Here is a 12,093-nt window from a genome sequence, read left to right as displayed (position 1 = left end):
GTCAGCGGAGCGCGGCGAGTGCGGAGGCGATCTCCCGCAGGACCGCCGCCTGCTGCTCGGCCAGGAAGAAGTGGCCCCCGGGGAGGACCTTCAGTCGGAAGGCGCCGGTGGTGTGGTCCTGCCAGGTCCGGGCCTCGGCGATGGTGGTCCGTGGGTCGGCGTCCCCGGTGAGCGCGGTGACCGGGCAGCCGAGGATGCGCTCCGGCCCGCAGGTGTAGAGCTCGATGGCGCGGTAGTCGGCGCGGATCGAGGGCATCGCCATGCGCAGGATCTCATCGTCACCGAGCAGTTGGGCACTGGTGCCGTTTAGCAGCTTGAGCTCGGCGATGACCGCCTCGTCGTCCTGGCGGTGCACGTTCTCGGTCCGGGTGGTGGACGGGGCCCGCCGACCGGAGGCGATGACGGCCCGGGGTGCGTGGGTGCCCTTCTGCTCCAGACGCCAAGCGGTCTCGAAGGCGAGGACGGCGCCCATGCTGTGGCCGAAGAAGACGGTGGGGCGGTCGTCCAGGGTGAGCAGCTCGTCGGTGATCCGGTCGGCGAGGGTGTCGATGTCCTCGATGCAGGGCTCCAGACGGCGGTCCTGTCGGCCGGGGTACTGCAGGGCGATCACCTCGGTGTCGCCGGCGAGGGCCGCGGAGACGGGGTGGTAGAAGCTGGCGGAGCCGCCGGCGTGCGGGAAGCACACCAGGCGCACGGGTCGGTCGGCTCCCGGGTGGAAGCGGCGCAGCCAGAGCGTGCTCGATGTGCCGGGACTGGTCATGGGTTCGGTCCTCTTTCGGTGGGGGTTCAGTCCCGGTGGACGGTGATGGCGCCGGACGGGCAGAGCATGGCCGCCAACTCGACCGCGTCCGGGTGTTCGTCGGCCGCGGCGGGGTCGAGCACTTCGACCACGCCGTCGTGGTCCTGGTCGAAGACGGAGCCGGCGTTGAGCACGCACTGGCCGGCGCCGACGCAGCGTGCGGTGTCGACGGTGACGCGCATGGAGATCTCCTGGGACGGTGTCGTGGGCGGGGCTACCAGCGGACCGGCAGCGCGTGCAGGCCGCACAGCACGCCGTCGTACTTGAACGGCAGTTCCTCGGCCGGCACCGCCAGGCGCAGGCCCGGGATGCGCTCGAAGAGCCTGCGGTAGGCGATCTCCATCTCGATCCGGACCAGGTTCTGGCCCAGGCACTGGTGGACGCCGTAGCCGAAGGCCACGTGGTGGCGCTCGGTGCGGGCCGGGTCGAAGGCGTGCGGGCAGGCGAAGGCCCGCTCGTCGTGGTTGGCCGCGGCCACCAGCGGGATGATGCCCTCGCCGGCCCGGATCGACTGGCCGGCGATCTCGACGTCCTCGGTCGCGACCCGCAGGGAGACCAGGTCGGCCACCGAGTGGAGGCGCAGCGTCTCCTCGACGACCCGGTCGTCCCCGATCCACTGGGGGTTCTCCAGCAGGGTGAGCACGCCGAGCGCGATGTTGTTGGCGGTGGTCTCGTGCCCGGCGATGAGCAACAGCATCAGGACCCCGGACATCTCCTGGGGCTCGATCGCGCCGGTGGCCAGCAGCCGGCTGATCAGGTCGTCACCGGGCCACTTCTGCTTGATGGCGACCAACCGGTTGATGTAGCGCAGCAGTTCGCGCGAGGCGGTGTCGCGCTGCCCGTCGGTGGAGGCGCGGATCGCGACGAGGGTGCGGGTGCGGGATTCGAAGAAGTCCCGGTCGACCGGTGGCACCCCGAGCAGTGCCGAGATGACCAGTGACGGGACGGGCAGCGCGAAGTCGGCGACCAGGTCGGCCTCGTCGCCCGCGGCCAGCATGCTGTCGATGCACCGGTCCACGGTCTGCTCGACGGCGGGCCGCAGCTCCCGGACGCGGCGGACGCTGAACTCGGGGATGAGCGCTTTGCGGAAGCGGTCGTGCTCGGGTGAGTCCAGGCCGACGAACCATCCGGGTATCTGCTCCTGGCGGGGCACGCCCATGGTCTGGCTGATGTTGGGGAAGCCCGGGTGGTCGGGGTTGGAGCTGATCCTGCGGTCGGTCAGGACGGCGCGGACGTCCTCGTGCCGGGTGACCAGCCACACCCGGTTCCCGTTGGGCAGGTGGCACACCACCAGGCCCCGCTGCTCGCGGTAGTCCTGGTAGCGGGGCGGCGGAAAGGCCTCGCCGGGCCTGCGCAGCGGGAACTCGACCACCCGCGGTTCGGCGCTCGTCATGTCGTCGGGTCTCCCTCGGGTGCGGTGCGCTTCACGCCATGCCGTAGAACGCGCGGACCCGCTCGATCACGCGGTCCTGGTCGGCGGTCGTCAGGGCGGTGTAGGTGGGCAGGTAGAGGCCGTCGGCGGCGAAACGGGCCGCGTTGAGGCTCGGCCAGGACGGATCGAGGTAGCCGGGCTGGCGACTCATCGGCTGGAAGAACAGCCGGGTCTCGATGCCCTCGGCGGTCAGGAACTCCCGGAGCTCGGAGCGGCGTTCGGCCCGCAGGTCGTACATCCACAGCACGTCCCGGGGCGGCATCAGGGTGATCCCCGGGACGTCCTTGAGGCCCTGGTCGTAGCGCCGCTCGATCTCCTTGCGGGCCGCGAGGAACTCGTCCAGGCGCTCGGTCTGGGCGACGGCGACGGCGGCCTGCATGGCCGTCATGCGGAAGTTGTAGGCGAGCTTCTTGTGCAGGAAGCTGTGGTCGGCGGTGAAGGCCATGGCCCGTAGGTGGGCCAGCTGGCCGGCCAGGCGGGGGTCGTCGGTGAGGCAGATGCCGCCTTCACCGGCTGTGATGATCTTGTTGGCGAACAGCGAGAAGCAGGCGATGTCGCCGACCGGCCGGATGCCGTGGGCCTCGGAGGAGTCCTCCACGACCCGCAGGTTGTACTGATGGGCGATCTCCATGATCGCCGTCATGTCACAGCGCCGGCCGTAGACGTGCACCGGCATGATCGCCTTGGTGCGCGGGGTGATGCGCTCCTCGATCCGTGTGACGTCGATGTTCAAGTCGTCGGCGCAGTCGACGAACACCGGGGTGGCGCCCGTGTAGGTCACCGCCCAGGCGCAGGCGATCATGGTGAACTCCGGCACGATGACCTCGTCGCCCGGGCCCACGCCGAGCGCGCGCAGTGCCAGCGTCAGGGCCGCGGTGCCGGAGGAGCAGGCGACACCGTGGGCGGAGCCGTTGTACTCGGCGAAGGCCTCCTCGAAGTGCCGGACGTACGGCCCCTGGGAGGAGATCCAGCCGTCGCCGATCGTGCGGGTGACGTACTCCAGCTCCCGCCCGTCGAGGCTCGGCCGGGACACGGGGATGGTGAAGGGCATGGGGTCCTCACTTCGGGACGGGGCATCGCGTGACGGGGTGCCGTACGGCGATCGCCGTACGGCGGGGAGGCTCGTGGACGGTCGAGGGAGGGGTCAGGTCAGGGCCGGCAGTCCGAGCAGCAGGTCGGCCGCCGCCGCCCGGCCGCCGGCGGCGCGCTGCGCCTCGCCGATGCGTGCGGCCCGCTCGCGGAAGGAACGGTCGCCGAGCACGCGGGTGAGCTTGTCCACGACGTCGTCCGGGTCGAGGTCCTGCGGCCGGTCCAGCGTCAGGCTGATCCCGAAGTCCTGCCCGCGCACGGCCTGGTCGTAGCAGTCCACCCACAGGGGCCGGACCACCAGCGGCTTCCCGAAGTACACGCCCTCGTGGTAGCCGTTGCCGCCGCCGTGGGTGAAGAACACCTCCACCCTGGGGTGGGCCAGCACGTCCAGCTGGGACGGCAGCCAGCTCTCGATCCGCAGGTTGCCCGGCAGCTCCTCGCGCGGCGGCAGGAGGTGCTGCTGTTCGGCGGGCAGCCGCCACAGCACCTGGTGCCGGCCGTCCAGGCGCCGCGCGACCTCCACGAGGTCGCGGACCTGTGGCCGGGTGAGCCGGGTGATCGTGCCGAAGCCCATGTAGACCACGGAGGACTGCGAATCCAGCCAGCCCATGACGCCGGTCGGGTCGTCGCCCGGCGAGGCCTCCGGCAGCGGCGGCACCATGGCCCCGAGGAGCTTCACCTTCCCGGGAATATCGAACGGATAATCGAGCTCTCGCACAGAATTGCAGAGCACCATTTCCGCACGGTCGATCCGGGTCATGGGGCTGGGCTTGGGCAGGCCCAGCTCCTTGCGCAGCCGGGCGTCCTCGGAAAGCACCTTCCCCATCGTGGGGTGGAGGAACAGTGCGAGCGTACGGAGCTTGAAGAGGCGGTTGTACAGCTTTTGACCGAAACTCATCGGGTAGGGCAGGCCGGAATGCGGGACGGGGAAATCATCCGGCGTGTAGGAGGGCCCGAAGGGGCTGTGCGAGGTGAGGACGTTGCTCGGCAGGAACGGGACGCTCAGGACGAAGGGAATGCCCCGGGTCAGCGCCAGATCGACGGCGAAGGAGCTGACGCAGTCGATGACCATCAGGGCCGGCTCGCACTTGTCCACCACCGCTGCGAGCCGGCGGTACTTTTCGGCCTGCAGATCGGGTCGGTAGGACTGACGGATCACCGCCCGGTGCGCCCTGAACCGTGAGGGCTGAGTCACCTGGCGGTACACCTCGTCACTCCAGCTGACCGCGGACAGTTCGGAGAAGACGTCGCCGAGGGAGGCGAACTCCACCGCGGACCGGTCCGCGAGGCCCAGGACCTCGGCGCGCCGGGGCTCGTCGGTGGCGAACCAGAGGTCGGGCACGCCCCGTCGGGCCAGCTCACCGGCCAGCACCAGCAGGGGGTTGAGCAGGCCGCTCTCCGGAAGGCTGACAAACAGGATCGGCCGTTGCGCGGCGCTCATCGGACTCCCTCGGGGCGGGATCGGCGGTCGGGACTGCACCCCACCTTGGTCTCACGCCAGGCTCCGGGAATTCCTTAGTCCTCGGCCCGACCGGTGGCCGTCGCGACTCGATCCTCCGCTTGTGTCCCGATTTGACCGGAAGCCGTGAGTTGAGGAAAAGTAACGGTTCGTTCAAGATTTCTTGCGGACGGTGCCCGGTCGCCGGGTGGTGATCCACCGGTTCCAGGCGCGGATGAGGCCCCGGCTGCCGTCGTTCGGGTGCCGGACGGGTTCTTGACGGGTCCCATATATTCCTTCACAGGGGGCTTCGGTACGCTCATTCCCCGTCAGCCGCAATTCGCGGTTCGTTCCAAGCGTGGCCACCGGAATATTCGGGATCGTCATCTAACCTCTCCTCAGTACACCCACGGAATCGGCCTGGGTGGGCGCCGGTCGACGTCGATCGGCGTGTTGGCCGGTATCCGTGCTTCCTCGCGGAGTTCGCTGCGGCTCAGGCTGCCGGAGAGGGCGCCAGGACATCCCGAGGAGATCCAACCGCACTCGTGCCTTGAAGGGATCCGACTTTCCGTGGTGAATTCCTATGCAGATCAGGCCGGTGCTGTCCGGACCATCGAGCCCGCCCGCGTCCAGGGGGACGTCGCGGGGTCGCAGCACAATCCGCTGACCGGACAGCCCGGCCTGACCATGGCCCAGCTCGACCGGGCCCTCACCATCCGGCAGGCGAACGACGCCTTCTTCTGGCAGTTCGGGCGTTCCTCGACGGACCTCTGCGGCCGTACCTTCAGCGACCTCGTGCACCCGAGCGTCCAACAGCCTCTGCTGCGTCAGTTCTCCGGGCTGATCGAAGGGCGGCGTGACCGCTTCGCCACCGACGTCATAGCAGTCGGTCCGCACGACGAGACGTTCACCGTCCCGCTCACCGCCGTCATGGTGCGCGGCGGGCTGCCTGACGAGTCGTCGATCCTGGTGATGATGCCCGACGGGCGTCCGGAGTCGGGTGGGTCCGAGGTCGTGGCCGGCCAGAAGAAGTTGCTGAGCGAGATCGACGCGAAGATCCTCGAGGGCATCGCGGCCGGCGTCTCGACCGTGCCGCTCGCCGCCCGGTTGTACCTGAGCCGTCAGGGCGTGGAGTACCACGTGACGTGCCTGCTGCGGAAGTTGCGGGTCCCCAACCGCGCCGCCCTGGTCTCCCGGGCCTACTCGATGGGGGTCCTCAAGGTCGGGGTCTGGCCGCCGAAGGTCGTGGAGAGCTTCATCAAGTAGCGGTGTTCCGCCAGGCCCGCGGGGGCTGCGGGGCGTCTCGGCGGGTGGGGCGGATCAGCGTGTCGTACGAGTGATTTCCGGACAATCACTGATCGGGGGTGTGAACCGGCCCCGGTGTCCCTGCCCCGGGCCGACGGGATCACCCGAGGGCCCGTCACCGCCGGGACGGCCTCGGATGTCGATGCCCTGTCAAGGGCTTGACGCGGCCCTGGTCCAGCGCGATCGTGAGGGCCGAGATTCCGACATGTTTACGTGTGCCCTTGCACACGGGTGCGGCGGCCGGCCCGTCGCCGGGGGAGGGCAGCGCGTGGAGCTGGAGCTTCGGCATCTGAGGGTGTTGTGCGCGATCGCCGACACCGGCAGCGTGGGCCGGGCCGCCGCGGCGCTCGGTGCCTCGCAGCCCGCGACCAGCACCCAGTTGCGCCGGATCGAGGCCCACCTCGGTGCGCCGCTGTTCGAGCGCACCACCACCGGTGTGGCGCCCACCGGCTTCGGCGTCGAGGTGCTGGCCGCGGCCCGCGACGTGCTGGCCAGGGCCGACGGCCTGGGGCGAAGGGCGGTGGCGGGCCTTTCGCCGGGCGGCCGGGAGTTGCGGCTCGCCGCCACCAACTCGCCGGTGCTGCCCGGCCTGCTCGCCAGGGTGCGGAGCCGGGTGCCGGAGCTGCGGATCACCGTGAGCAGCGTCTACCGCTCCTCGGACATCGTCGAGTTGCTGGAGCGGGGCGTCCTGGACGCGGCGATCGCGGTGGACTACCCCGGCATGGAGCTACGGCACTCGGACGCCGTGGCGATCCGGGGCATCGTCACCGAGCCCACCTTCGTCGCACTGGCCGCCGGGCACCGGCTGCGGCGCCGTACCGAGGTGGCGCTCGCCGATCTCGCCGACGAGCCCTGGTTCGTCACCCCGGACGACGGCGCCGGCTGGCCGGGGGTGTTCTTCGGCGCCTGCGCCGCCGCGGGCTTCGCGCCGGCGACGGTGCACGAGTTCCTCGGCGACCGGGCGGAACTCCAGGACATGATCGCGGCCGGTCTGGGCGTCTCCACCGTGCAGGCGACCGCCCGGCCGCTCTCCGCCGTGGTGATCAAGCCACTGGCCGGCACGCCCTTGCGGGCCAGGTACCTGCTCGCCTGGCGGCCCGCGGCGGTGGGCGGCGAGTTGGGCGAGACGCTGTTCGAGGCCGCGGCCGCGGCCTACCGGGATCTGGCCGAGGCCTCGCCGCACTTCCAGGCCTGGGCGGCTCGGACCTACTGGGGCGCCCGCCCGTAAGCGGCGCGGAACCGGGCGGGGTCAGTGTTATGGGCTGCCATGGCATGTCATATGACCTGTGACATTGTAATGGCGTCGTTGCGGTGGCACGCTTCACCCCGGATCCCCCAGGACTGGGCCTGAAAGCCCAGCGAGTCCGTCCCCCGTGCACCTTGACCCCCACTCAGAAGGATCACCCGTGCGACCGCGCATACCCCTCCGCACCCTCGTGGCCGGCTTCGCCGCCGGCTGCGCCACCGCCGCCTGTCTCCTGCCCGCCCCCGCGGCCGTCGCCGCCCCCGCACCGGCGCCCGCCAAGACACCCGCACACTCCTCGCCGACCGTCCCCCAGCCGCTCGGCGCCACCCTCTCCGATGCGGGCACCTCCTCCGACGCCTTCGGCCCGGCCGCAACCCCGCTGACCCCGAATCAGCTGGCGCAGGCGCAGCGCCCCCTGCCGCCCGGCACCGCCGTCCAGCTCTCGCCGAAGACCCAGGCCCCGGCGGCGCGGCCGAACGCCACCCGCTCGGCGACCGCGGCCACGGCGAGCTGCACCCCGGCGGACTTCGGCACTCGCACCGGCAGCGCGCTGGTCTCCTTCATCGAGGGCTCGACCCCCGACTGCGTCAACACGCTCTTCAACCTCACCGGCAGCGACGCGGGCAACGCCTTCAAGGAATCGCAGATGCTCACCGTCGCCGACGCCTACCGGGCGCTGGCATCCGGCTACACCGGCGACGACTCCACCGGCATCTGGCAGCTGGAACTCTTCCTCCGGGCCGGCTGGTACGTGCAGTCCAACAACGCCGGCTCGGTCGGCAGCTACGACGCGGCCCTGACCGCGGCCAACCAGGCGGCCCTCGACGCCTTCTTCGCCAGCGCGCACTGGCAGGACGTCACCGCGGCCAACGCGCCGGTGCTCTACGACGCGCTGGTGCTGACCGACAGCGCCAACCTGCAGGCCTCCTACCTGAACGTCTACAAGAAGGTGCTGACCGGCTACACCAGCGCCTACGACTCCGTCGCCGGCATGGACAAGGCCGTCAACGCGGTGCTGTTCGCCCCGCTGTGGCGCGGCAACTGGAACCCGGCCTTCGTCAACGCCGTGGAGGCCGACCCGAGCATCCTCAGCACCATGGGCAGCTTCGCGACCGCCCACAAGGATATGGCGTCCGGCCCGGCCGGCTTCCTGGTGGTGAACACCGGCAACGACCTGGGCCGCGCCGCCGGCGACGGGGGCGCCGCCGGCGCCGCGGCCGGCCGACAGGTGGCGGCGCTGCTCGCGGCCACCCCGATCACCGGCCCGACCGGCCCGCTCTACGTGCACACCGCCTACGACGCCAACCTGTACGACGCCGCGAACTGCTCCGTCTACGGCATCTGCAACCTGCCGGCCAAGCTGACCGCGGCCGTGCTGCCGAACCAACTGGTCTGCGACAACCGCACCATCGAGACCGAGAACCTGACCGCGGACGAGCTGAACACGGTCTGCACCAGCCTGCGGGGCGAGGACACCTTCTTCCACAACCTGGTCAAGGACAGCGGGCCGGTCAACCCGTACGGCAAGACCATCGACCTGGCCGTCTTCGCCACCCAGGCGGACTACCTCACCTACTCCTGGGCGATCTTCGGCAACTCCACCAACAACGGCGGCCAGACCCTGATGGATCCGACCGACCCGAAGAACCAGCCGGTGTCGGTGATGTACCGCAAGGCGTGGAACGACGGCTTCCCGGCCAACGTGTGGAACCTCAACCACGAGTACACCCACTACCTCGACGGCATCTACGACATGAAGGGCACCTTCGCCGACGAGCTGACCGTGCCGGACATCTGGTGGGTCGAGGGCATCGCCGAGTACGAGTCGTACGCGTACCGCGGCACCACCGACACCCAGGCGATGGCCGAGGCCGCCAAGCACACCTACAAGCTCAGCACCATCTTCCAGAACACCTACGACAACTCGGACACGGTGCGCACCTACCCGTGGGGCTACCTGGCCGTCCGCTACATGTTCGAGAAGCACCCGGACGTGATCTCGACCATGCTCGGCCACTTCCGCACCGGTGACTTCCAGGGCGCCTACCAGGTCTACAACGGCCTCGGCACCGCCTACGACGCCGACTTCGACAGCTGGCTCACCGCCTGCGCGGCCGGCGCCTGCTACGCCCAGGGCCCGACGGCGCTGTTCGGCTCCTCCGTCAACGGCGCCACGGTCAGCCTGACCGACAAGTCCGTGCAGACCGGCGGCGGCAGCATCACCGCCTGGCACTGGACCTTCGGCGACGGCAGCACCTCCGACCAGCAGAACCCGGCCCACACCTACGCGGCGGCCGGCACCTACACCGTCGCCCTGACGGTGACCGACAGCGCCGGCCGGACCGCCAGCACCCCGGCCTCGGTCACCGTGACCGCCGGCGCGGCCCTGCCGACCTGCACCGACCCGCGCACCGACGCGCTCGGCCAGAACTGCTCGCGCTCCGGTGTGTCGGCCACGGCGGGCAACACGGCCCACTTCTACCTCTGGCTGCCGGCCGGCACCACCACCCTGAAGGTCACCAGCTCCGGTGGCACCGGCACCGCCGCACTCTACTTCGACCCGGACACCTGGGCCTCGCCGAGCGCCTTCACGGCCTCCTCGACCAACCCCGGCACCGCCCAGAGCCTGACCGTCAGCAACAGCACGGCCGGCTACCGCTACGTCAGCCTGTACGCCGTGACCGACTTCTCCGGAGTCACCGTCAGCACCCAGTTCTGATCCGGCACCGGCTCCGGCCCCGGCGTCCGAGACGCGTCGCCGAAGTCGGCCGCCGGCGCGGCCGGTTGCCCCCTCCCTGCGCGGGGAGGGGGCAACCGGCGTTGGCTCACGCCACGTTGACGGCGGTGTCGTCGAGGACGAAGGAGGTCTGCTTGGTGTAGTCCTCGGCCCCGGTGAACTCGAGGGTCACGGTCTGGCCGGCGTAGGCGGACAGGTTGAAGCTGTGCTGCTGGTAGCCGGCGGCCGCGTTGACGTTGGAGTAGGTCGCCAGGGTGGTGCCGTTCGCGGTGACCTTCAGTGTGTCGAAGGCGGTGGTGTTGCTCGCGGCGGTGTCGATGTGCAGCCAGAAGCTGAAGGTGTAGCTGCTGCAGCCGGTCGGCAGGGTCACCGTCTGGGCGAGCGTGTCGGTGTTGGTGCTGCCGTACCCGTCCAGCCAGGCGTCGTAGGTGCCGGAGTGCGGCGGCTCGCTGGAGCTGCTGTTGATGGTGCTGGTGCCGCTGGTGTTGGTCTCCGTCCAGCCGGCCGTCGTACCGGCCTCGAAGCCGGGGTTGGTGAGCAGCTGGGCCGCGGTGCAGCCGCCGCTGCCGGAGGACTGGACGGTCCAGGTGAAGGTGACGGAGGAGGACGGACCGGTGGAGTCGGTCGCGGTGGCCGTCACGGAGTAGGTCCCGGCGGTGGTCGGGGTGCCGCTGATCAGACCGGTCGCGGTGTTGACGCTCAGGCCGGCGGGCAGGCCGGACGCGGCGTAGCTCAGGCTTCCGCCGGCCGTGTCGGTGGCGGAGAGCTGGAGGCTGGTGGCGGTCCCGGCGGTGGCCGTCCGGGCGCCGGGGTTGGTGAGGGTGACGCTGCCGGTGGTGCCGCCGCCGCTGCCGGCGGCGAGCCAGGCGGTGGCGTTGAGGCCGAGCGCGGCGTCGGTGCCGGCCGGGTCGTTCCAGCCGTTGTAGAGGGTCTTTCCGGATTCGCCCGTGCCGTCGTCGATGGCCGAGCTGTCGCCCCAGAGCGCGACCCGGCCCTTGCCGAAGCTGCTGGTGGCGAAGAAGGCGCCGGTGGTGCCGGAGTAGCCGGTGCGGTAGACGATGCCCTTGACGGAGGGGTTGTCGGCGGGCTTGAGGGTGAAGGTGGTGCCGTTGCGGATGATGCTGCCGGTGACGGTGCCGAAGGGGCCGTGCAGGACGGGGTCGGTGGCGTCGTTGACGGCGGTCGGGTTGTCCGTCTGGATGTTGAGCAGGTCGACCGAGAGCCCGAACGGGTCGTTGCTGTTGACCGAGTTGGTGGTCATCAGGTCGTTGATGATGGCGGGGGAGTCCCAGCCGTCGTTGTTGCGGTCGCTGCCGGTGTGGTCGGAGATCAGGAACAGCCCGCCGCCATTCTGGACGAACGTCATGACCGCGGTCTTCTCGGAGTCGCTCAGCCGGATGTTCGGCTCGGGCAGGACGAACTCGTCGAAGTTGGCGAGGTCCAGCGCCCCGCCGGTGCCGTAGGTGATGGTGGAGCCGCTCGGCAGGGTCTTGAGGCTGTACTGGCCGGTCTTCTGGAGAGCGACGCCCCAGCTGGAGATCGCGCCCGTCCAGTCGGTCTCGGACTGCGGGTTGGCGTTTTCGCCGAGCGGGTCCGGCTGGCTGGTGCTGATGATCCAGTCCGCGTTGCCGGCGGTCTCCGCCTTGCTGTTGTCGAACAGGACGCGGTGCTTGGTGGTCGTGGCGGTGGACGTCACGGTCGCCGCTTCGGCCCGGTGGGGTACGGCGCTCGCGCCGGCGAGCACGGTCAGGGCGACGGCGCCCAGGGCGAGCGGGCGGATGGCGCCAGTGTGTCTGAGCATGGGTCAAGCTCCTTGTGCCGTGGGGGTACAGGGGGCGGTGCTACGCGCGTAGGCGCGCGGGACACCGTCCCATGATGGGGTAATCGGAGCTTGAACGGAACGCGACGAATCAGAACTTCACCGGATTTCTGCCGAGGAGGCCCGGGGCTGAAGGACTCCGTTGGGAAATTCGCAAACCGCTGATGAACAGTTGTCCGGGCTGCCATGATCGGCCTGTTCGTCGATCGAGGGTGGGACTGGGTGTCG

10 protein-coding genes are annotated in these 12,093 nt (G+C 70.3%); 3 read left to right on the top strand and 7 right to left on the bottom strand.

From position 1 onward, the window contains the following. Position 1: 1 nt before the first annotated feature. From ACIRYZ_RS41710 to ACIRYZ_RS41685, 6 genes are all read right to left on the bottom strand, one after another. The gene (locus ACIRYZ_RS41710; RefSeq protein WP_402953879.1) at positions 2-760 is read right to left on the bottom strand and encodes a thioesterase II family protein; all 759 of its coding nucleotides are present in this window, start codon (positions 758-760) and stop codon (positions 2-4) included. A gap of 26 nt (positions 761-786) precedes the next feature. Further along, positions 787-981 (bottom strand): ferredoxin, encoded by a 195-nt coding sequence (locus ACIRYZ_RS41705; RefSeq protein ID WP_402953878.1) that lies wholly within the window; start codon positions 979-981, stop codon positions 787-789. Positions 982-1,013: 32 nt separating this feature from the next. After that, on the bottom strand, positions 1,014-2,192 hold the full coding sequence (locus ACIRYZ_RS41700) for a cytochrome P450 (protein WP_402953877.1): 1,179 nt from the start codon (positions 2,190-2,192) through the stop codon (positions 1,014-1,016). Positions 2,193-2,223: 31 nt separating this feature from the next. Then, a complete protein-coding gene (locus ACIRYZ_RS41695; RefSeq protein WP_402953876.1) occupies positions 2,224-3,282 on the bottom strand; it encodes a DegT/DnrJ/EryC1/StrS family aminotransferase in 1,059 nt (352 codons plus the stop codon). A 93-nt stretch (positions 3,283-3,375) separates the two neighbouring features. Then, a complete protein-coding gene (locus tag ACIRYZ_RS41690; RefSeq protein WP_402953875.1) occupies positions 3,376-4,761 on the bottom strand; it encodes a glycosyltransferase in 1,386 nt (461 codons plus the stop codon). A 171-nt stretch (positions 4,762-4,932) separates the two neighbouring features. Beyond that, entirely contained in the window at positions 4,933-5,145 is a 213-nt protein-coding gene (locus ACIRYZ_RS41685) for a hypothetical protein (RefSeq protein ID WP_402953874.1), read from the bottom strand. A gap of 300 nt (positions 5,146-5,445) precedes the next feature. Between ACIRYZ_RS41685 and ACIRYZ_RS41680 the strand changes: the two genes are divergently transcribed. From ACIRYZ_RS41680 to ACIRYZ_RS41670, 3 genes are all read left to right on the top strand, one after another. Continuing rightward, on the top strand, positions 5,446-6,024 hold the full coding sequence (locus ACIRYZ_RS41680) for a LuxR C-terminal-related transcriptional regulator (RefSeq protein WP_402953886.1): 579 nt from the start codon (positions 5,446-5,448) through the stop codon (positions 6,022-6,024). Between the two features lie 307 nt (positions 6,025-6,331). Continuing rightward, on the top strand, positions 6,332-7,291 hold the full coding sequence (locus ACIRYZ_RS41675) for a LysR family transcriptional regulator (RefSeq protein WP_402953873.1): 960 nt from the start codon (positions 6,332-6,334) through the stop codon (positions 7,289-7,291). A 178-nt stretch (positions 7,292-7,469) separates the two neighbouring features. Then, positions 7,470-10,028 (top strand): collagenase, encoded by a 2,559-nt coding sequence (locus ACIRYZ_RS41670; RefSeq protein WP_402953872.1) that lies wholly within the window; start codon positions 7,470-7,472, stop codon positions 10,026-10,028. A gap of 106 nt (positions 10,029-10,134) precedes the next feature. On the opposite strand, the gene ACIRYZ_RS41665 is transcribed toward ACIRYZ_RS41670, so the two are convergent. Further along, positions 10,135-11,847: a putative Ig domain-containing protein gene (locus ACIRYZ_RS41665; RefSeq protein ID WP_402953871.1), complete on the bottom strand. Its 1,713-nt coding sequence runs from the start codon at positions 11,845-11,847 to the stop codon at positions 10,135-10,137. Positions 11,848-12,093: the final 246 nt, after the last annotated feature.

Source organism: Kitasatospora sp. NPDC101155, from assembly GCF_044768305.1.
GTDB lineage: Bacteria > Actinomycetota > Actinomycetes > Streptomycetales > Streptomycetaceae > Kitasatospora.
This window is presented reverse-complemented; position numbering and strand designations above follow the sequence as displayed.